This window comes from Streptomyces sp. NPDC046805, assembly GCF_040645355.1.
Taxonomy (GTDB): domain Bacteria; phylum Actinomycetota; class Actinomycetes; order Streptomycetales; family Streptomycetaceae; genus Streptomyces.
Map to the genome: position 1 here is coordinate 86,877 of NZ_JBEYYC010000026.1, position 19,648 is coordinate 106,524.

17 protein-coding genes and 4 pseudogenes are annotated in these 19,648 nt (G+C 68.2%); 9 read left to right on the forward strand and 12 right to left on the reverse strand.

Going from position 1 to position 19,648, the window contains the following annotated elements; all coding sequences use genetic code 11:
* Positions 1–67 precede the first annotated feature (67 nt).
* The gene (locus ABZ910_RS25905) at positions 68–679 is read right to left on the reverse strand and encodes a GNAT family N-acetyltransferase (RefSeq protein WP_361369291.1); all 612 of its coding nucleotides are present in this window, start codon (positions 677–679) and stop codon (positions 68–70) included.
* Positions 680–1,041: 362 nt separating this feature from the next.
* On the opposite strand from ABZ910_RS25905, the gene ABZ910_RS25910 reads away from it, so the two are divergent.
* The 3 genes and pseudogenes from ABZ910_RS25910 to ABZ910_RS25920 form a co-directional block, all read left to right on the forward strand.
* Positions 1,042–1,809 carry an SDR family oxidoreductase gene (locus ABZ910_RS25910; RefSeq protein ID WP_361369292.1) on the forward strand — a complete coding sequence of 256 codons (768 nt, stop codon included), beginning with the start codon at positions 1,042–1,044 and terminating at the stop codon, positions 1,807–1,809.
* 107 nt (positions 1,810–1,916) lie between these two features.
* Positions 1,917–2,246 (forward strand): thioredoxin, encoded by a 330-nt coding sequence (gene trxA / locus ABZ910_RS25915; RefSeq protein ID WP_361369294.1) that lies wholly within the window; start codon positions 1,917–1,919, stop codon positions 2,244–2,246.
* A gap of 100 nt (positions 2,247–2,346) precedes the next feature.
* Positions 2,347–2,600, forward strand: a pseudogene (locus ABZ910_RS25920) (transposase); the annotation flags it as partial.
* Positions 2,601–2,654: 54 nt separating this feature from the next.
* Here the strand turns inward: ABZ910_RS25920 and ABZ910_RS25925 are convergent.
* Positions 2,655–3,125 (reverse strand): annotated as a pseudogene (locus tag ABZ910_RS25925) (DUF6281 family protein); the annotation flags it as partial.
* Positions 3,126–3,392: 267 nt separating this feature from the next.
* Here ABZ910_RS25925 and ABZ910_RS25930 point away from each other — a divergent pair.
* The 3 genes from ABZ910_RS25930 (at position 3,393) to ABZ910_RS25940 (ending at position 7,816) form a co-directional block, all read left to right on the forward strand.
* A complete protein-coding gene (locus ABZ910_RS25930) occupies positions 3,393–3,854 on the forward strand; it encodes a DUF5709 domain-containing protein (protein ID WP_361369296.1) in 462 nt (153 codons plus the stop codon).
* A gap of 788 nt (positions 3,855–4,642) precedes the next feature.
* Positions 4,643–5,227, forward strand: a complete 585-nt coding sequence (locus tag ABZ910_RS25935; protein ID WP_361369298.1) for a sigma-70 family RNA polymerase sigma factor — start codon at positions 4,643–4,645, stop codon at positions 5,225–5,227.
* A gap of 237 nt (positions 5,228–5,464) precedes the next feature.
* Positions 5,465–7,816, forward strand: coding sequence for a penicillin acylase family protein (locus ABZ910_RS25940; RefSeq protein ID WP_361369299.1), 2,352 nt, complete (start codon positions 5,465–5,467; stop codon positions 7,814–7,816).
* A 131-nt stretch (positions 7,817–7,947) separates the two neighbouring features.
* Here the strand turns inward: ABZ910_RS25940 and ABZ910_RS25945 are convergent, their stop codons facing one another.
* The 6 genes and pseudogenes from ABZ910_RS25945 to ABZ910_RS25970 all read right to left on the reverse strand — a co-directional run bounded on the left by ABZ910_RS25945 (position 7,948) and on the right by ABZ910_RS25970 (position 13,891).
* Positions 7,948–8,310, reverse strand: coding sequence for a hypothetical protein (locus ABZ910_RS25945; protein WP_361369301.1), 363 nt, complete (start codon positions 8,308–8,310; stop codon positions 7,948–7,950).
* Positions 8,311–8,328: 18 nt separating this feature from the next.
* Positions 8,329–8,862, reverse strand: a complete 534-nt coding sequence (locus ABZ910_RS25950) for a hypothetical protein (protein WP_361369303.1) — start codon at positions 8,860–8,862, stop codon at positions 8,329–8,331.
* Between the two features lie 408 nt (positions 8,863–9,270).
* Positions 9,271–9,708: a universal stress protein gene (locus ABZ910_RS25955; protein WP_361369305.1), complete on the reverse strand. Its 438-nt coding sequence runs from the start codon at positions 9,706–9,708 to the stop codon at positions 9,271–9,273.
* A gap of 469 nt (positions 9,709–10,177) precedes the next feature.
* Entirely contained in the window at positions 10,178–11,410 is a 1,233-nt protein-coding gene (locus ABZ910_RS25960; protein WP_361369307.1) for an MFS transporter, read from the reverse strand.
* 182 nt (positions 11,411–11,592) lie between these two features.
* Positions 11,593–11,900 (reverse strand): annotated as a pseudogene (locus ABZ910_RS25965) (ISAzo13 family transposase); the annotation flags it as partial.
* Positions 11,901–11,980: 80 nt separating this feature from the next.
* Positions 11,981–13,891, reverse strand: a complete 1,911-nt coding sequence (locus ABZ910_RS25970) for a Na+/H+ antiporter NhaA (protein ID WP_361369309.1) — start codon at positions 13,889–13,891, stop codon at positions 11,981–11,983.
* A gap of 1,024 nt (positions 13,892–14,915) precedes the next feature.
* Here ABZ910_RS25970 and lpdA point away from each other — a divergent pair.
* Positions 14,916–16,310 carry a dihydrolipoyl dehydrogenase gene (lpdA, locus tag ABZ910_RS25975; RefSeq protein ID WP_361369310.1) on the forward strand — a complete coding sequence of 465 codons (1,395 nt, stop codon included), beginning with the start codon at positions 14,916–14,918 and terminating at the stop codon, positions 16,308–16,310.
* Here lpdA and ABZ910_RS25980 read toward each other — a convergent pair.
* Positions 16,262–16,712: pseudogene (locus ABZ910_RS25980) on the reverse strand (hypothetical protein); the annotation flags it as partial. The gene lpdA and the pseudogene ABZ910_RS25980 overlap by 49 nt on opposite strands.
* Before the next feature lie 97 nt (positions 16,713–16,809).
* Between ABZ910_RS25980 and ABZ910_RS25985 the strand changes: the two are divergent.
* Both ABZ910_RS25985 and ABZ910_RS25990 read left to right on the forward strand, forming a co-directional pair.
* Positions 16,810–16,959: a hypothetical protein gene (locus ABZ910_RS25985; protein WP_361369312.1), complete on the forward strand. Its 150-nt coding sequence runs from the start codon at positions 16,810–16,812 to the stop codon at positions 16,957–16,959.
* A 231-nt stretch (positions 16,960–17,190) separates the two neighbouring features.
* Positions 17,191–17,451, forward strand: a complete 261-nt coding sequence (locus tag ABZ910_RS25990; RefSeq protein ID WP_361369367.1) for a transposase — start codon at positions 17,191–17,193, stop codon at positions 17,449–17,451.
* Positions 17,452–17,970: 519 nt separating this feature from the next.
* Here ABZ910_RS25990 and ABZ910_RS25995 read toward each other — a convergent pair.
* The 3 genes from ABZ910_RS25995 to ABZ910_RS26005 all read right to left on the reverse strand — a co-directional run bounded on the left by ABZ910_RS25995 (position 17,971) and on the right by ABZ910_RS26005 (position 19,407).
* Positions 17,971–18,438, reverse strand: a complete 468-nt coding sequence (locus ABZ910_RS25995; RefSeq protein ID WP_361369314.1) for an SsgA family sporulation/cell division regulator — start codon at positions 18,436–18,438, stop codon at positions 17,971–17,973.
* 15 nt (positions 18,439–18,453) lie between these two features.
* Complete coding sequence (locus ABZ910_RS26000; protein WP_361369316.1) at positions 18,454–18,678, reverse strand: hypothetical protein; 225 nt, start codon at positions 18,676–18,678, stop codon at positions 18,454–18,456.
* 174 nt (positions 18,679–18,852) lie between these two features.
* Positions 18,853–19,407 carry a DNA starvation/stationary phase protection protein gene (locus tag ABZ910_RS26005; protein WP_361369317.1) on the reverse strand — a complete coding sequence of 185 codons (555 nt, stop codon included), beginning with the start codon at positions 19,405–19,407 and terminating at the stop codon, positions 18,853–18,855.
* Positions 19,408–19,648 lie beyond the last annotated feature (241 nt).

Genomic DNA, 19,648 nt, shown 5'->3' on the forward strand with positions numbered 1-19,648 from the left:
CCGGCCGCCGTCGTGCCGGAACCGACCGGCTGGGGCACGACGGCGGCCGGAGAGTCCGCCGAGCCGGCTACGCGTCGTTCGCTTCTGAGCCGCGCTCGGTGAGAGGCGCGACGTCAAGGTCCCCCTCCCGGAGGCGGTAAACCTGCAGGGTGAGGCCGTAGTACTTGTCCGTCTCGCCCACCCACTCCATGCCCACGCGCTGGGCCGTCGCAATGCCGCGCGTGTTGTTCGGCCGCACCACGGCGAAGACCTCGTCCACCCCTCTCGTGAACGCGTAGTGCGCTGCGGCGTGACCGGCCTCGGTCGCCAGACCCCGGCCCCAGAAGGGGCGCGCGAGCTGCCAGCCGATCTCCAGGTCGACGCCGTCCGGGGGCAGCGGCAGGATCGCGGCACCGCCGATGAGCTCGCCAGTCTCCGCCAGCTCGATGGCCCAGCGTCCTGCCGGGGGCTCCAGCGCTGAGCACTCGCTGATCCACTGGTGGAGGATCCCCTCCATTGCGTTCGTGTCGGTCACCGTTGCCATCGCGGGGGCCAGCCAGCGGGCCACGTCGGCATCGCCGTACACGGCCAGGGCCGCCGCAGCGTCGTCCGGTGACCAGGGCCGCATGACGAGCCTGGCCGTCTGGATGCGAGAGCCCTCGACTTTCACGCGATGCCGCGGGTCTGGAGAACTGGACACGTCCGTGATCACCTGACTTCCCATTAACCACCGAGCTGACGGACAGAATTGACGGGTTCCCCGGCGGGCAGCGTGCGGACGGCAGCGTCCCGAGCTCAGCGCCGATACTGCCTTGATGGCAGTAGACCGTACCGCGACTATCTCGCGGCTCTCGCTTGGGCCGTTTTCGCGCGCCGCTGTGCGCAGAGGGCACAGACGGCAGGCAGGACAGATCCATGCGGTTTCCGCTTGTCGGACCACGGGGTCACTGCGATTTCCACCGTAGAGGCCTTGTAGAGCTGCCGTAGACAGCGCAATGGCAGGCTCGAATGCGAAACAGGCAAGAAGTGTTTACCGCGTAATGGAGAGGGATTCGCGTGGCCATGGATTTCGAAGGCAAGAAACTCGTCGTGATCGGCGGCGCCAGCGGCATGGGCCTCAAGGCTGCCGAAGACGTGATCGCGGAGGGCGGCAGCGCGGTGATCGTCGGCCGCGCGGGTCAGAAACTCGACGACGCCGTGGAAAGCCTGTCGCGCTCCGGCAGGGCATGGTCGATCGAGGCCGACCTGGCGGACTGGGATCAGGTCGTCGAGGCGCAGAAGCAGCTGGCGGAGGACCACCCCGACGCCACCCTCCTCGTCAACTCGGCAGGGTTCTTCACGCCCAAGGCCTTCCTCGACCACGAGGTCGCGCACTACGACGCCTATCACGACCTCAACAGGGCAACCTACTTCCTGACTCAGACCATCGTTCGGGGCATGGTCGCCGGGGGGCAGGGCGGCGCCATCGTGAACGTGGGCAGCATGTGGGCGCACCAGGCCCTCGCCGTGACACCGTCGTCGGCCTACTCGATGGCCAAGGCGGGCCTGCACGCCCTCACGCACAACCTGGCCATGGAGCTCGCCGGCGAGGGCATCCGTGTGAACGCTGTGGCTCCGGCCGTCACCAGGACGCCCCTGTTCGAGAAGGTCTTTCCCGCAGACCAGTTGGACGGCGCGATGGAGCAGTTGAGCGGCCTGCACCCGCTCGGCCGGGTCGGCACCCCGCAAGACCTGGCCTCCGCGATCGTCTTCCTCCTCTCGTCGGCCTCGAGCTGGACCACGGGCGCCATCCTCAACGTCGACGGCGGGGTCATGGCAGGCCGCAACTAGTAGACGCACCCCGTTCACGCCCCGCCCGGGAACGCGACCTGTCACCTGCCCCGGGCGGGGCAGCCAAAAGGCATCGATCAATGCCGCACGCGTGTGAAGGAGCCCCTATGGCAGGCAATCTGAGAAGTGTGACCGACGAGACCTTCGCGGATGAGGTGCTCAAGAGCGGCAAGCCTGTGCTCGTCGATTTCTGGGCCGAGTGGTGCGCGCCCTGCCGCCTTGTAGCACCGGTCCTTGAGGCGCTCGCCGCCGAGCACAGTGACAAGATCACGATCGTCCAGCTGAACGTCGACGAGAGCCCCCGCACGGCTGCCGAGTACGACGTCAGGTCCATCCCCACGCTCAACGTCTACCGGGACGCCAAGGTCGTCAAGACGGTCATCGGGGCCTGGCCCAGGTCGGTCCTGGAACAGGACCTGCTGGAGTTCCTGAGGTGACCGGGCCCTGAAGCGGGGGGCACCCGCCCGCCGCCGCGCCTGCCGTGACACGCTGCGGCGAGCGCGAGCAGGCGGGCCAGGCCGGCGGTCGGGGCAGACTGACAAGGCGTACTCCTCACGCGCGATCCGCGACCAACTCCGCAAGCGAGGGATCCGCGCAGTGATCCCAGTTCCAGCTGATCAACGAAATCACCGGCTTCGTCGCGGAAGCCGCGGCCGCGGGCAACCGGCGTTCGACCGCGAGACATACAACAGCGGAACACGGCCGAACGCTGCATCAACCGCTTGAAACAGTGGCGAGGGATCGCGATCCGATATGAGAAGACCGCGACGATCTACCTGGCCGGACTCCACACGCGGGCATCTTTCTCTGGTCCGCCCGGTGATCCAATCGCCTCGTGTCAGGGCCTTGACCTCCGGAGGCAGGCTGCCACCGGGTTGGACGGCGAGGAGCATGACCTCGTCCGGGGTGTACCGCATCGCGATGGCGATACGTGGATTCAAGCCGTTGACGGCATAGGCCGTGGTCGGTTGGGGCCCTGCGGCATCGTCGTTGTGGCCCGGTGTGTCATCGCAGGGTGGGAACTCGGCGGGGCCGAGTGCTTTGCCTACGGTGAAGTCGACGTTGGCCACCTGCGTGTAGGTGCGACCCTCGTACATGGCAGCGATCGCGCATGACCCTTCGGCCGCCCCGCCACCGCCCTGCGCTGAACAGGCGGTCGTCAGCGCGGCCACGACCATGACCATGCCCGAGTACAACGGCCGCCGCCGCGACCGCGTCGACATGTCGGCGTCGCGTCGGCGTGAAATTCTGATTCGCATCAGTGGGCTCCTTCTGGAGCGTGCGCGCTCCGTCACACCGGGGGCCGCGTAACCCATGGGGAGTTCGGACCCCGGGCGCGTCTCCCGATCAATTCGTGAATACGACGGAGCTCGGGGCGAACTGGTTCGTTCCGCTTTCGGTGACTCGCCCTTCTCACATGATCCAAACGAGAGACCCTCGGCCGGGGCCGATGGCCGGCCGGGCGACTATGCCGGATAGACGCCTCGTCGACACCGGGCCGCTTGAATGGCCTTCTCCCGCCGCGCCGTCACCGAGGCGCCAGCACCCAGATGTCGCGGGGCTCCGACGGCATGGAGGCCGTAATGACTGCACCAGACAATTTCCCGCCCTACGAAGACCTGGCCGCCTCCAACCCCCTGAGCTCGGAGGAGGAGTACGACGAGGACGAGCTGGGAGAGGATGTCCTGGACCGGGGTTACTCACCCGCCAATACACCCCTCGCCGTCTACGACTGGGGCATCACTGCGAGGGAGGGCGCCTCCCACGAGGACCTCGCCCATCGGCTCAGGCGCGAGGCGCCGGAGGTCATTGCATCGGACGAGGGTGACGGGCTGGGCGACACGATCGGCACGGACGGAGAGCTCATCGACGACCAGGTCGGCGACGAGCGCGCGGGACGCCTCCTCGGCTGGGACACGGATGTTCTCGCCGGAGGACACGACGGCGACGACTACTGGGCGCGAGACGTGGGCACCGACAACGGTGCCGCCTCCGCCGAGGAGGCGGCTGTCCATGTGGTGCCTGACACCCAAGAGGACTCCTGAGCGACCGCCAGCCCCCGGCCGAGCCAGGTGCAGGGGTGAGTGCGAACTGTCCGGAGCAGAGGGGCGCTGAGACAGGGTGGATTTTCAGTCCCTCCGCAGCCGGTCCGGCAGGCTGTATGTCGGACCGCCCTGGGCAGGCGTATCCACGGAAGGCCCACCGTCGCCGGGACGGTGTACGCCGTTCCCCGCACTACGGCCGGCAGCGGCTGCCAGGTCAGACATGTCAAGCGGTCTCAGCAGGAGTTGGGGCCGGTCGGACCCGTCGCTGTACCCAGACCAGTCGCCAGCCCCGCAGGCAGGAGCGGGGCTGGGTGCCACGCCCTGGACTGGATGAAGCGAGCCGACACCGCACGCCGGCTGCAGCTGGCGTATCTGGGCTGCCGCAGTACACGCCCGGGCTGCGTACAGCGTGACCGCCCGCCACTGGCGTGGAGGGTCGCAGGCCTGCGCGGCCGGCCTGCTCACCAGCCAGTCGCGACAGTACGGGAAAGCGCGCCCCACGTGGCGCGCGAGTCGCATGTCGAAATACGCCGGAAACCCCTTCGTGAAATCCAGGGGTGCGCGCACAGCGAAAGAAAAGGCAGCGACTTCGCGTAGACGTCCTGTAGATGGACTCGTGCTTGGCTTGTCCGCACAAGATGATCTGGGGATTGAGAACCATGCACTGTGCGGATATTGGAAAAACGTGCCGCGCGGCTCCGGATGGACATGCCGGAGCCAGCGGCGGCGCCCCGGCAGCAGGGCCCGCCGAGGGCCGAGGGCAACTCGACCCGGAGTCCGCCGCCTGGGTGGACGCGATCGAGGGCGGCCGTGGGCCGCAGTACGAGCAGGCCTGCACGCGGCTGCACGAACTGCTGGTGCGGTTTGCCATGGACGAAGTGTTCCGCCGAGGTCCTCGTTACCGAATCGCCGGGCCCGAGCTGAACGATCTCGCCCACCAGGCGGCCGCCGACGCACTGATGAGGATCACGCACAAAATCCAGGAATTTCGAGGCGACGCCAAGTTCACCACATGGGCGTTCCGCTTTGTTGTATTTGAAGTGTCCAGCAAGCTGGGCCGCCATTTCTGGCGTGTTTCAAATACCCGGTTCGACGTGGATGAATGGGCGCAAGTGCCCGACCGTTCCGGTATCGACCCCGTCAGCCACTGGCAGACGCGAGAACTGGTCGAAGCCGCGCGCGGCGCAGTCGAGACAGCACTGAGCGCCCGCCAGCGGCAGGTCTTCACCGCCGTTGTCAACGGGGTCCCCCTGGAAACGCTCGCCAGTGAGCTGGAGACGAACCGTAACGCGCTCTACAAGACGATGTTCGACGCCCGTAAGAAACTGCGAGCTCAGCTGATAGCCAGCGGACATCTCAGCGCTGCGGGCTGATGCAGCGGCGACGACGCCGGCCCGGGCGGTGCTGACCAGGGGGCTGCACGCTGGTGGAGGACGTGTGGGGTCAGGACGCACCCGCGTTGGCAGTGGGCATGCTCATTCTCGCCACGCTGACGGACGTATCTTCTCCAGCCTGTACGTCAGCCAGAACTGGCAGCTCATCGCGCAGGGCGTGATCGTCGGCGCCGTCGGCGTCGCCGCCATGGTTCGGCTCTCGAAGAGGGGATAGGTATGACGAACGCGCCAGGAGCGCCTATCGACTACCGATTGAGTGGTCTCGCCAACGACGTCGAGATCATCATTGACACCTGGGGAGTGCCGCACATCTACGCGGAAACGGCAAGTGATGCCTTTATCGCGCAGGGATTCAACGCCGCGAGAGAACGTCTCTTCCAGATGGAGATGTTGCGTCGTCGCGGGCAGGGCCGAATCTCGGAAGTCCTCGGTTCGGCCTATCTCGAACAGGACCGCGCCAGCCGGCTGTTCCTCTTCCGGGGCGACATCGATGCTGAGTGGGTGGCGTATGGTGAAGGCGCGCGTGAGGTCATCACAGACTTCGTTGTCGGCGTCAACGCCTACATTTCGTGGGTCCTGGCCAACGAGCCTGCGCTTCCTCCGGAGTTCGCGCACTACGGGTTCTATCCGGAGCTGTGGCATGCCGAGGACGTCTTGCTCGTGCGCACCAATGGGGTCTTGTTCAACGCTGAGCACGAGGTGGCGCGTGCGCGCACGTTGCGTGACTTCGGGCCAGATGTCGAGGAGTTGCGGCAGCCTCGGGAGCCGGCGGACCCGTTGGTACTCCCGGACGGGCTTGAATTGTCCGAAATCGAGGACGAGGTCCTGAGTCTCTACCGCCTTGCCTTCTCGCCTGTCACCTATCCCGGCCAGGAGACGCCGAATGCTGCCGAGCGACCGGTGGACGGCAGCAACAACTGGATTGTTGCCGCCACCAAGACCGAGACAGGCCGGCCGATTCTTGCGAACGATCCGCACCGAGCTCTGACGCTGCCTTCGTTGCGCTATATCGCGCACCTCGAGGCGCCTGGATTGAGCGTAATCGGGGCTGGCGAGCCAAATCTGCCGGGCATTTCGCTTGGTCACAACGGCAGGGTCGCGTTCGGTCTGACGATCTGGCCGGCCGACATGGAGGATCTCTACGTATACGAGCTCGATCCATCCGATCCGGGGCGTTACAGGTACGGCGACCGATGGGAACGGTTCAAGGTCGTTTCAGAGTCGATCGGGGTCCGCGACTCGGATCCGGCGGAGGTCCGGCTCACCTTCACGCGACACGGTCCGGTCATCTACACAGATCCGGAGCGACGGTTCTCCGTAGCGGTCCGCGCCGCGTGGCTCGAGCCGGGAATGGTGCCGTACCTCGGAAGTCTTGCGTACCTCGGCGCCGAGAACATCGACGAGTTCCTTGCTGCGCTCGAGCACTGGGGCGCGCCCGCGGTCAACCAGATCGTCGCGGCCCCGAACGGGGAGATCGCCTGGCAGGCAAGCGCAGCGATTCCCAAGCGACCTAACTGGGACGGCAGTCTGCCTGTGCCCGGTGATGGCCGATACGAATGGGACGGCTACGCCCGGGCCGGCGACCTGCCCCGGGTGCGGAATCCGGAGTCGGGCTGGTTCGCGAGCGCCAACGAGATGAACCTTCCCGAGGCCTTCCAGAAGGACGGACCCCCGGTGACGTACGACTGGCCGAGTCGTGGCCGGTACGAGCGGCTTGCGGATTGGCTGGACAAGAGCTCCGAGGTTGGCGTCGCGGAGAGCGTCGACATGCAGAGCGATGCTCTGAACGTGCACGCACGCCAGGCGCTCGACCTGCTCGCTCCCATCGACATTGCGCAAGTGGGCGAAGGAAGCCTGTTCGAAGCTCTCCGGCGTTGGGACGGCGTCGAGGATGTCGACTCGCAGGAGGCTGCGGTATTCGAGGTCTGGTTCCGCCGGCACTTCCGTAAGGCGCTCGCGGAGTCCCACCTACGTCGAGTCGGCTTCGAGGGCGAGCGTCTGGACGGTGCGATCAAGGTCTTGCTGCGTGACGAGACGTTCGGCGGCGACCTGCGTGCCGAGCTTCGGATGCTTCGTGCGATCGACTGGCACGATGCCCAGGTCGCGAAGGAGCTCACCAAGGTGGTGAGTGGCTCTCTGACAGATGCTGCCAAGGAGCTGGAAGAGCTCCTTGGACAAGACCGGAGCTCGTGGACGTGGGGCCGGTTGCACCACTCGACGTTCATCAACCTCGCACTCGACCCGACATCTGGGGTTCCCGACCAGTGGAAGCGCGTCGGACCACTGCCCAGATCGGGTAGCGGCGACACGGTGGGCCTCACTGCATACGACCGGAACTTCCGGCAGACGGGTGGCTCCACGTTCCGCATGGTTGTGGACGTCGGCAACTGGGACGGCAGCCTGGCCATGAACTCTCCCGGTCAATCGGGCGACCCACGTTCGCCTCATTACGCCGACCTGTTCGTGCCGTGGGCTCGAGGTAAGGCGTTTCCGCTGCTCTACAGCAGGGACGCGGTGCTCCGGCATGTCGAGACGACCATCCGCCTCCGACCTGCTGCCCGCAGTTGACCAAGGCGCGTTCTTCATCGTCGCGTCGCGCTGTCATTGCATGCGGCGCGGACACACGTTGGTGGGACGGCCGCGGCGAGTATCAGCTGGTGAGCTGCCGGAGCCGGGATCTCTTCGGGCCTGTCGGACGTTCAGTGCAGGGGTCGTGCACGAGGTGCCCGCGGCGCGCGGCGGGGGGCCGAGCGGGGAGTGAGTTCGATCAGGCGGAGGACCCGGTAGCGGTGTGGGCGGAAAGGCTCGTAGAGCGCCTCGATCTCGCTGTCGTCCAAGCGACGGCCGAGCAGGGCGGCACCCGTCATCCGGCCGAGGTGGTAGTCCCCGAAGGGGAGAGCGTCGGCGTCGCCGAGGGCGCGGTGGCCGACCTGGGCGGCGGTCCAAGGCCCGATGCCCGGTAGCTTGGCCAGGAGCGCGTAGGCACGCCCGGGGTCACCCGCGGTCCGGTCGATGCGAGCGGCGTGGTGGGCGGCCTGGATCACGGTGCGGGAGCGGTGCAAGTCGATGCCGGCCTGGCGTCACCCCCAACTGGGGACCGACGACCACGCCTTCGGGGTCGGTGGCACGCGCATGCCCTGCGGGGCGGGGCCGGGCGGTTCGGTGCCGTATGCCCGCACGAGGCGGGTGAAGGCGGCCTGGGCGTCCAGACCGACGACGCGCTGCTCGATGATCGCCGGGACGAGCGCTTCGAAAAGCCGCCCGGTGCATGGCACGCGCAGGCCGGGCATCCGGCGCAGCGCGCGCTGGAGAAAGGGGTGGTCGGGCCGGAACAGCTCGGGGTGATCCCCAGCGCCGAGTTCGGTCGGGATGGCGTCCACCAGCTCCCGGGCCCCGGGGCCCCAGGCGTCGATGGACAGGTCGTCGAGCCGCTGTTGCCGGATGCGATAGGTGACCGGCCCTGTGGAGGTGAGCGCGGTGCGCCAGAGGGCCCGGTCGGGCGTGACGCGGTGGGTGGGATCGTGGTGGCCGCGGCGCAGAGCGGCCAGCGTCCGTCTCGCGTCGACGGGGAAGCCGGGCTGCCAGTGGAGCGACTCGTCCGGTGGCTGGAACATCTGGCTGCTTTCAGGAGGGCCGAACTCTCTCGGGAGTCGTGCCCATCGGCGTGGGCACAGCCGCCATGCTGGGCCCACGCCGACGGTCACCCGCAGGATGCACGGGCCGGTATACCGACGCCGGAGGTCGGGCCAGCGGCTCGAGCCGACACGGCCAGGCCTGCCAGCAAGGAGATTGGCATTCCTGGTCTGGCCGCGGATCGTCGGGGCAGCGGACATGGACCGCGGGCATTCCCTACGTCAGTGGGTTCCGGCGGTGTCGATGTCGCGGTGACCGCTGTTCGGGGCAACGCTGACAGCTGCCGCAGTGCGCATCGGTGCCTGGGGTAGGCGCCGAAGCCGAGTTGGGGAACGCCGATGCCGTTGTCGAGGGCAAGAGTGGGTTGGGTGTTCACGTCGGGCTCCGGTTCAGTTCAGCTCGTCCGTCGGCGCCTCAGGCGCAAGGAGCACGGCGATCCGGCTGGTGTGGGCGACAGCATCGCTGACGCGCCGGTCGAAGAAGGCGGCCAGCCAACCGCGGTGGTGGGGGCTGAGGACGAGGAGGTCGGCCTTGAACTGCTCGGCGGCGGTGGAGATGGCGTCGGGTATCTGCTCCGTCAGGCCGGAGACAAGCTCTCCGTCGGCGTCGATGCCGGCACGGTGGAAAGTCGCGACGGCCTCGTTGAGGATGGCGTGCGCCTCGGGGCTGTCCTCGAGGCGGACCAGGGTGTCGAAGGCGACGGTGGAGGCGAGGACGTGCAGGATCTGCACACGCCCTCCCGTCACGGAGGCCATGTCCTTGGCCAGGCCGAGGGCCTGGTGGCGGTTGGAACTGGCGTCGATGGCAACCAGGATGCGCTGGAACACGGGGATCGTCCGATTCTCGGCCGGAGCCGGGGTGGTGAGCAGGGAAGGTGAGACGGGCTGGTTCGGGTCAGGGCAGGTAATGGGCCGCAGGCCGCACCTGGGCCGAGCCGGGGTTCTGGCGGGCGTCGAGTCGTGTCGGCCCTGCCGGAGCGGGCCCATGCAGAGGTCCAGCTGGATCTTCAGCGCGGACAGGCCCTGGTGTTCGGTACCGGCGTCGATCTGGTGGCTGGAGCACTCCTGGCGCAGCTGCTGATCCTCTCTCGCACGCCAGGCCTCAGTCCGACGGAGCGGCTCCCGAGAACTCGGTGAGGAAGCGCGGCGGCATGGCGTCACGTCCACGTCGCCACTCGATGAGGCCAGTGCTTCCATGACCGACATCGCCCCAGTGCGGACCTGGCCGGGCGGAACCTCGAGGGTGCGCGTATGGGGCGGCACGTCGGCAATGCTCTGACCGTGAGGTTCGTCATGATTACTCACCCTGTTGGCTGGTCGGGTCCGTATGCGGGTTGCGTGCAGCGAGGACACTGATCACGGTGGCGACGAGGGCGAGTCCGCCGTATCCGAGGGCGATCTGCGGTAGCGAGAAGGCGTTGGAGAGTTGCCCGGAGATGAAGCTGAGGAGGGCAGCTCCCACGTAGCAGAGGAGGTAGATCGCGCTGAAGATCGGTGCCCGGTCGGCCAGGGTGCTGCCGTAGAGCAGGCCGCGGGTGGCGGCACTGATGGCGATGCCTTGACCGGCGCCTGCGACGATCGTTGCGGCGATGAACAACGCCAGTGTGCCTACGTCGATCGCTGCGATGATGCCGATCCATCCGGCCAGGAAGATGGTCATGCCGATGCGTTGGGCCGCCGCGGATGTGAACCGGCCGCCGATGGGAGCGCCGAGAACGCTGGGGGCCATGTAGGCGGCGAATACCAGTCCGAGGGTGAGCGAGCTGTGGGTGTGGAGTTGATCTTCGACGAGCGCGGGCATGAAGGCCTGGTAGAAAGCCCCGGTCGTCCAGGTGGCCACGAACACCGCGGCCGCGACAGGGAGCAGATGCCTGACCCGGGCCGGTACGCGGACCCGGGGTATTAGTGATCGCCAAGCGCCAGGCGTCGGCTTCGCGGTCTCCGGGCTGATGACGATGAGTGCGGCGGACAGTACGAGGAGACCGACGGCAACCAGGTAGATGAGGTGGCGTGGCCAAGGGCCGAACTGGACCAGGGCGCCAGAGACGATAGCGCCGAGGGAGAGGCCGAGCATGGGTCCCTGGCTGGACGCGACAGAGGCCAACCAGGTCGGCCTGCTGGGCGCGGCGTCGACGATGTAGGAGGTGAGGCTGCTGCTGGCCAACCCCGTACCGACGCCCATCAGGAGCCGACCGGCCAGCAGAATGCCGATGCCGTGCACGTTCAGCAGCAGCAGACAACCCAGCAGAAGCAGGCCGAGGCTGGCGATCGCGGTGAGCCGCCGGCCCAGATGATTGGACAGTCGTCCCAGCACCAACAATGCGGCGATAGTGCCGACGGAATTGGCGACGACGGCCAGCGCGATATCGGCGTTGGTGAACCCATGCTCAGCCCGATAGGTGTTGAACAGAGGGATCGGCGTGACCAACGCGGCGAACGAGGCCACCAGGGAGACCACCGCAGATGAGAAGGCCAGCCGGAGCGTTCTGCCCTGGCGAGCCTGGTTGATCACTGGTGCCACGTCTTGCATCGAGCCGTGCCTTTCCATTCTTGCGTCATCGTCCGTGTGGTTCGCGTCGATGCACGGCGCCGTCTTACCTCGCGATCTCACCCGCTCCTCGTCGCCCTCCCGCCGCAGCCGGCTGCGCCTGCATGAGCCGCTGCTGCCCGAGTTGCATGCCGCCGACCTGCTGGGCCGGGTCGAGGGCGGTGATCGTCCGGTTCGACCCATGCCAGCAGCGCGGGCCGCAGCCCCGGATCGAGGTCCGCGACTCGTTTGCGGCCCCCCTCCCGGCCGCCGCAGCCAGCCCAGCGCTCCTCTCCGGCTCTAGCTCGAACGCGCCCTTGCGGACTGTCGTCTCACTCACCGCAGCCGCCCGTGCGACGGCCCGGATACCGCCATGCCCCAGCGCCTGGGCCTCGGCCCCCATGAGCGGCCGCCGCTGCCACTCGTCCAGATGCGGGAACAACACCGCGAACGTCACAGCGAGTTGGCTGCGGGCCTCGTCCGGGATGCGGATACCGCGTCAACCAGCCCCGGAGCGGGAAGCAACACGTTGATTCTCTGCAAGCCCTGACCACCCCCGTGTGGACGGGCTGTCTACCTCGCATCGACGCCTGCATGGCGGCCGCCCGCGTGGGCCCGCTCACGGGCGTCGCGCACGGCGGCGGACAGGCTGGCGATGTCATAGGCGCCGTGGTGTCGGAGCCCGTTGACGAAGAACGTGGGCGTCCCTGCCACGCCGCTGAGGTCCGCAGACTCCACATCCTCGGCCACGCGCGCTGCCCCCGCCCGGGCGCGCAGGTCGTGCTCGAAGCGCCCGGCGTCCAGTCCGATCTGGGCTGCGTAGCGGCTCAGGTCGTCCGGCTGCAGGGAGCCCTGGTGGGCAAGGAGCAGATCGTGCATCTGCCAGTAGCGACCCTGCGCTGCGGCTGCTTCGGCCGCTTCGGCCGCGATCTGGGCGTGCACGTGGACGTCCACGAGGGGGAGGTGACGCCAGACGTAGCGCACGTCGTCGTATCCTCCCAGCAACTCGCGGATGACGGGCTCGGCCTGGCCGCAATACGTGCATTCGTAGTCGCCGTACTCGAGCACCGTCACCGTCGCCCGGCAGTGCCCCCGCACGTGGTCACGGGCGGGGTCGACGTCGACCGCCAGGTCCACGATGCGCTCCGCCGTCCCAATGCGGGCCCTGAGCCGTGCCTTCTGCGGGAGGAGCCCGATTGCCCCGTTGACCGCCCATGCGAGTGTGAACGAGACGACGACGGCGCCCAGCACGCCTGCCTTCGCCAAATCGAGCTGAGCGCCATGGAAGGCGCGCGCCGCGATGAGCAGCGAGACGGTGAATCCGACGCCCGAGAGCGTCCCTCCTGCGGCTACGGCACCCCAGCCCGCCGAAGGGCGCAGGCGGCCCCGGCTCAGCCAGGCCGTCGCCGCAGACGCGCCCAGGATGCCAAGAGGCTTGCCGAGCACGTATCCGAAGAAGATGCCCAACGTGACCGGAGAGGTGGCGGCCCGGCGAAGGAGGTCGGCGTCGACCGGGATCCCGGCGTTGGCCAGGGCGAAGAGCGGCACGATCGCGTAACTCGTCCACGGGTGGAACAGCCGCTGCATTCGCTCGTTGGGGGAAACGGCGGAGGCGAGGCCCTCGCGCGCGGAGCGTGCCAACTCTGAGGTCGGCTGCTCACGGAAGAGCTGGAACAGCCCGCTCGCACGCTCAAGGTCGCTCCGCGAGGCCGGGGCGGCGTAGGTGAGCAGGCCCATGGCGAGCCCGATGATGACGGGGTCCACCCCCGACTGTGCCAGGGCGACCCAGGCGACGGTGGCGAGGAGCCCGTAGACGGCAGCCCGGCGCACGCCGAGGACGCGCACGAGGAACACGACGGCGAAGACAGCCAGGGCCGTGAGGAGCGGTACCGCCTCGATGCGGCCGCTGTAGGCGCCGACGATGACGGCCAGCGCGAGGAGGTCGTCGGTGACCGCGATCGTCAGGATGAAGACCCGCAGCCCGGCTGGCATGCGCCGGCCGAGGGTGGCCAACATGCCCAGGGCAAAGGCGGTGTCCGTCGACATTGCCGCCCCCCACCCGTGCACCGACGGGTGACCGGCGTTGAATGCCAGATAGACGCCGATGGGGGTGAGCATGCCGCTGACGCCGGCGGCGAGGGGCAGGGTGAGACGCCTGCGCTCCCGCAGCTCGCCCATGTCGAACTCGCGCCGGGCCTCCAGCCCGACCACGAAGAAGAACAGTGCCATGAGGCCGCTGTTGACCAGATCGCGGAGCGAAAGCGACGCGATGTGGGAGGCGGCCTGCACCGAGATCCGCGTGCTCCAGAACGAGGTGTAGCCCGACGGCGCCGTGTTCGCCCATATCAGTGCGGTGAGAGTAGCCGCCAGGAGGACGACGGCGCTGCCCGTCTCGGTGTGGAGGAAGGCATACAGCGGCGAGCGGGCGCTCTGTCCGCGTTCCGTCCGGCCCCAGAGCTCGACGGGGCTGGGAGGCAGGCTCATCGGACTGGCCCGCCGTCGGACGGCTCAGGGGCCGGCGGCAGTCGGTCGGGCGTGGGCCGCCCCGCGCCCAGGCGGGCGCGCTTCCGCGGGCCGCGCCCTTCGACGACTGTCCTTTCCCAGCGGATGCTCCGCTCCTGCTCCACTCCAACGCCTCTCCCAGCAGCGTCCGACCGCTGCCTCATCGTCTCTCCTCCCGCACCCCGGGCCCCATTGCGCCGACGGTCCCTTTCCAGGTGAACGGGTTGGACCGGCCGACCCGCTCGATCGGCTGCGCAAGGACGGGGTCCGCGGCGGCCAGCTGGCTGTAGGCCGCAGCATCGCGGAGGTGCATAGCTGCTCCATGCGTGTCGTGGCGGAGCGAGGGGGCCGGCATCGCCCGGTGCGTGCTCCGTGCGGCACGGACGGCCGCGCTCTCAGGTTCGGGCAGGGGCGGTCCCACGCGATCGGCTCGCCCGCGAACCTCCCCCTGCGCGCAAGTTCGCCGGCCCAGGCCTTCCCGCGTGTGGTTTCCAGTACTCCTGAATACCTGAAGGGCGCGCGACGGGTGCGCCCTCGGCATCTACCCGGCGTAGACAGTCCTGACAGGGCAGCAGCGTCGGATCACGACCCGCTGCCGCATCCCACCCGTCCCCGGAGCCGGAACATCTGGCGGACCACGATGCGGAGTAGACGCAGAGTCGATGCCAGCGGGTCTTTCATGAAACGGCGGGTGCCACTATTCCCCAAGGCCACAGGACGGACAGGACGGAGGAGAGCTCGCGTGGGTTCATCCCCAACGGCACGGAACGTCGGCGGGCTCACCTAGCTCGGAGTCCGGTGCGTGAGCACGGGTGCTCCGCCCTGCTGCGTCGCCGTCGATGCCGCCGTCCGGGTCACCGCCGGCAACCGCGACAGCCCGATCCGGCTGGCGGCGAACGCCGTACCCGAACATGCGGCAGCGACTCGTCCGCTTCGCCGAGGCGACCTCCGAACGACGGCTGCGACCTGCTGTCCAAGAACCAAGACGACGACCGGAAGGAACAGCATGACCGACGTTTCCGAGGACTTCGACCTCGTTGTCCTGGGCGGCGGCAGCGGTGGATACGCCGCCGCTCTGCGCGGGGCGCAGCTGGGACTGCGCACCGCGATGATCGAGAGGCACAAGCTGGGCGGCACCTGTCTGCACAACGGCTGTATCCCCACCAAGGCCCTGCTGCACGCTGCCGAGATCGCCGACCGGGCCCGCGACGCACGGCTCGTCGGCGTGATGGCCACGTTTGAAAGCATCGACATGCCCGCGGTGCAGCGCTACAAGGACGAGACGGTCGACAGTCTGTGCAAGGGGCTGACGGGCCTGGTCAAGGCACGAGACATCACTTACATCGAGGGTGAGGGCCGACTGTCCTCCCCGACCTCCGTCGACGTGAACGGCCGACGGATCCAGGGTCGTCACGTGCTGCTGGCGACCGGCTCCGTGCCGAAGTCGCTGCCGGGCCTGGTGATCGACGGCGACCGCATCATCTCCTCCGACCACGCCCTCGTCCTGGACCGCGTGCCGAAGTCCGCGATCGTCCTGGGCGGCGGTGTCATCGGCGTCGAGTTCGCCTCCGCGTGGAAGTCCTTCGGCTCGGACGTCACGGTCATCGAGGGCCTCAAGCACCTCGTCCCGGTCGAGGACGAGAACTCCTCCAAGCTTCTCGAGGGCGCGTTCCGCAAGCGCGGCATCGAGTTCAATCTCGGCACGTTCTTCGAGAAGGCCGAGTACACGCAGGACGGTGTCAAGGTCACCCTCGCCGACGGCAAGGAGTTCGAGGCCGAGGTCCTCCTCGTCGCCGTCGGCCGCGGTCCGGTCTCCCAGGGTCTCGGCTACGAGGAGCAGGGTGTCGCTATGGACCACCGGGGCTACGTCCTGGTCGACGAGTACATGCGGACGAACGTCCCGACCATCTCGGCTATCGGCGACCTGGTCCCGACCCTCCAGCTCGCGCACGTCGGCTTCGCCGAGGGCGTCCTGGTGGCGGAGCGGCTGGCCGGCCTGAAGGCCGTCCCGATCGACTACGACGGTGTCCCGCGGGTGACGTACTGCCACCCGGAGGTCGCCTCCGTGGGTCTGACCGAGGCCAAGGCCAAGGAGATCTACGGCGCGGAGAAGGTCGTCGCCCTCAAGTACAGCCTGGCGGGCAACGGCAAGAGCGTGATCCTCAAGGCCTCGGGCGAGGTCAAGCTCGTCCAGGTCAAGGACGGTGCCGTGGTCGGCGTCCACATGGTCGGCGACCGCATGGGCGAGCAGGTTGGCGAGGCCCAGCTGGTCTACAACTGGGGGGCACTGCCGTCCGAGGTAGCCCAGCTCATCCACGCATACCCGACGCAGAACGAGGCCCTGGGCGAGGCCTACCTGGCCCTGGCCGGCAAGCCCCTCCACACCCACGACCAAGGCTGAGGTCGCATCAGTTCGCCGCATTGAGGGGGGCGCCCGCCCCAGTAGATGCCCTTCCCGCCGCGGATGCGGCACGTTCCTCGCGTTCCGCGGGCAGGACGTCGCGGTGGTGGGCGTTGGTGTCGCGCCGGCGCAGGTAGGCGTGTGGAGCCGGGTCTGCACGGTGTGGTTCGCATAGTTGGAGTTGGCGTTGGCGTTGGTGAGCTGTCGCAGTCGTCCGCAGTAGGCCTCGATCGGGTTCACCCACGAGGCATAGGTCAGGATGAAGCACAGATCGATCTTGTGCTTTCTTGCCGAAGCGGCGGATGTCGGTGGCCTGTTGGCGGACAGGTTGTCCAGGCTCCCGTAGATCGGGGCGCCGTCGGGCCGGGCGGCAGGGATCGAGTTCAGCGCGGCGGGGCTGCTGGCCCTGGTCGCGGGCCAGGACGTGGAGCCGGCCGACGACTCCGATGGCCGTGACGGACAGTGGCGGATCGCGAAACGCACCGCGAAGGAGGGGGTGGTGTCCACTGCTGATCCCGACGCCCGGCACATCCACAAGAACCGCACCAGCCACCAGGAGGGCTTCAAGCGGCATGTGTGCCTCGAGCCCGAGACCGGGCTGTTCACCGCTGTTGCGCTCACCGGTGGCAGCGGGGCAGGCAATCGGTGAGGTCGCCGTCGCCGCAGACCCTCTGGCCGATGAGGAGCGGGAGTCAACCATCCTCGGCGATGGCGCCTATGGCATCGGCGACCTGCGGAAGCGTCTGCAGACCGACAGCCACACGCTCGTGATCAAACCGCCCCGCTGCGACGGACCATTCCCGGCGAGTTCACCATCGACGATTTCACCGTCGACATCACCGTCGCCACGGCCACCTGCCCGGTCGGCCATACCGTCGCCCTGGGCCGCTCCCAGACGGGCGGCAACTGTCAGGCCCGGTTCAAGGCGCTGTGCCGCACCTGCCCACTGCGCGAGCGTTGCACCACCTCCAAGACCGGACGGACCCTCACCGTCCATCCCCAACATGCCCTGCTGACCGCCGCGCGCCGGGCCGCCACCTACCCCGACTGGCAGGACGAGTACCGCCGATGGCGCCCCGGTCGAGCGGGCCATCGCCTGACGTTGCCCACGGCAGTCGCAGAGTGCCCTGTCGAGGCGTGATCAAGAACGACACCTGGCTCCACCACCGCGCCGCAGCCCTCAACCCCCGCCGCCTCATCAGCCTCGGACTTTCCCGCACAGGCGACACTTGGGCACTCACCCCGGCCACCACATAAGTCAGGGCGGCCGGCCGACAGCCAGGCGCCCTGCACCAAGATTTTCAGTGATCTTCTAGACGTTGACGAGGACGCGCACTCCTGGGCCAGACGCTCTTCGGCGCGTCGGGCCGCCCGCAGCTGTGCGTTGCAGTACGGGGCACCTCCCCGTCAGCCTTGATTCCGGAGTCGAGCAGTGTCTTCAGGGATTCGACGCGTGCCTCCCGGCCGTCGTGGTCCGCATCGCGGGGAAGGATCGCGCCACTCACGGCCACACTGGGTACGAGGTGCGCCATGTGGACGGCGCTCCTCGTCAGTCGGGCCAGAGCCGTGACGGTCTTGAGCGCCTGCGCGCATGCCGGAGTCGAGTCGACGACCGGCGGAATGCGGGAGAGTACGGTGGGCCTTCCTTGGCGGTGTGGATTCACCAGCCGCTGCGCAGTCGTTGCAGTACGGCGTCCCAGTCGATCAGACGACTCTCGGTACCCAGGGGAACGAGCGTGAGACTCTCCGAGACGAGCCAGGTGCTCATCGTCGGGAACGGAATCTCCAGCAGCGCCGAATCTCCGGCCCCCTTGAGCAGGATGCTCAGTTGTCCGCCGCCAAGGCGGGAGCGGGGTGGCCAGATCCGGACGTTGCCTGGGCCAGCCGGGCGCTGAATGCCTTCCCACAGCAGCTCGCGGGAGAGCTCCCAGACGACAGGGGGGCGATCGGGGGACTCGCTGGGGAATTCGAGGGTCACGACATACGGGTCGCTCATGCGGTAGATGAACCGCAGCGGGAGCCTGACACAGATGTCATCGCTCATGACGATGTGGCCGTTCAGTTCGAGTTCCGTCGTTCCGGATTCCGCGGCGGAGCCATCGCCCTGGAGCATGTGGTGTGTGGACACGGGGCCTCCCGGGCCTCAGTGGGCGGCCTGGGAGGCCGCGATGATCGCGTCGGCGACGCTGTCGGCACGCGTGATGAGGGATAGGTGGCCCTCGGGGGCCTTGGCGATGTGGGACCGTGCCCGCCGTGTGATGAAGAGCTGCTCGGGCGCGGGGATCACGTGGTCCTGGGTGCCGACGACCGCCCAGGACGGCAGCGACTTCCAAGCGCGGGTGCCCGAGGGCTGCGAGCCGGCGCTCACCGCGAAGGGCCGCTGGCTTGAGGCCGGCGACCTGGCTTGGGCGACCGGGACACCGTTGGCGAGGCATCCGGCGAAGCCCTGGTAGGTACCGCTGGGTGCGTACTTGCGGTAGGCCTCGGCGTCGCCGGGCAGGGCATCGGGGTACGGAGCGGCTTCATGGCTCTGCCCTGCCGCTCAGCTCTGCACGAGCGGGGTCACGACCAAGTGCTCCGACAGGGACCAGACCTGGCGCTCGCCGGTACGGATCAGCTGGGAGAAGAGCAGGTTCTGGCCGCAGTCGTCCCCGAGTTCGGCAGTGCGGGCGGCCGCGTCATGGGCGTCGGTGAGGATGATCTCGTGGGCCTCCAGGAGACGGGACAGCATCGCGGGTATCTCTTCGACGCCGTCCGGGGGGCGCGGGATGGACGTGAGCTCGGCGGCGTGCCGGGGGTCGCCCACGGCGACGCCGCCCAGGTAATGCACTCGCTCGGCGATGTCGTCGATCAGGGCGCGTTGCTGCTCGGCGTGCTCGTCCAGCAGCAGATGGAGGGGGTAGTACATGGCGTCGCGCATGAGCCGGTGATGCTTCTTGTAGAGCGCGTACAGGAACTGGGTGTCTACCAGCAGCTGGTTGAGGCGCTGGCAGGAGTACAGACGGGCGTCGTAGGACAGCGCGATCGGGAACTGCTTGACTGTTCCGAACTCCTGGATCAGCCGTCTCTTCTGGTGCAGTGGGGGTTGGCTGGACATGTCTGGCTCCTGTTCGGCCGGAAAGTGGCAGCCCAGCCGGTACGGCGGGCTGTACGTGGCGGGTGGGGGGCTCGGTCAGCCACGGCTTGACGGCGGTGGGCCGCGCGCTTGGGGTGGGCGAGTATGACCAGGTGCGAGGAGTCGACCTCGATCGTGGGCGTCCCAGCACGCTGGTAACCGAAGCACGCGACATCGGGGTCGATGGTGTGATCCGACGCGGCGACCAGACCCCGGGCGGGCT

Excerpts from the sequence above, each read along its gene's own strand:
- ABZ910_RS25910 (WP_361369292.1), top strand. The coding sequence starts at position 1,042 with ATGGATTTCGAAGGCAAGAAACTCGTCGTGATCGGCGGCGCCAGCGGC.
- trxA (WP_361369294.1), top strand. The coding sequence starts at position 1,917 with ATGGCAGGCAATCTGAGAAGTGTGACCGACGAGACCTTCGCGGATGAG.
- ABZ910_RS25930 (WP_361369296.1), top strand. The coding sequence starts at position 3,393 with ATGACTGCACCAGACAATTTCCCGCCCTACGAAGACCTGGCCGCCTCC.
- ABZ910_RS25940 (WP_361369299.1), top strand. The coding sequence starts at position 5,465 with ATGACGAACGCGCCAGGAGCGCCTATCGACTACCGATTGAGTGGTCTC.
- ABZ910_RS25950 (WP_361369303.1), bottom strand. The coding sequence starts at position 8,862 with ATGTTCCAGCCACCGGACGAGTCGCTCCACTGGCAGCCCGGCTTCCCC.
- ABZ910_RS25960 (WP_361369307.1), bottom strand. The coding sequence starts at position 11,410 with ATGCAAGACGTGGCACCAGTGATCAACCAGGCTCGCCAGGGCAGAACG.
- ABZ910_RS25970 (WP_361369309.1), bottom strand. The coding sequence starts at position 13,891 with ATGAGCCTGCCTCCCAGCCCCGTCGAGCTCTGGGGCCGGACGGAACGC.
- lpdA (WP_361369310.1), top strand. The coding sequence starts at position 14,916 with ATGACCGACGTTTCCGAGGACTTCGACCTCGTTGTCCTGGGCGGCGGC.
- ABZ910_RS26005 (WP_361369317.1), bottom strand. The coding sequence starts at position 19,407 with ATGTCCAGCCAACCCCCACTGCACCAGAAGAGACGGCTGATCCAGGAG.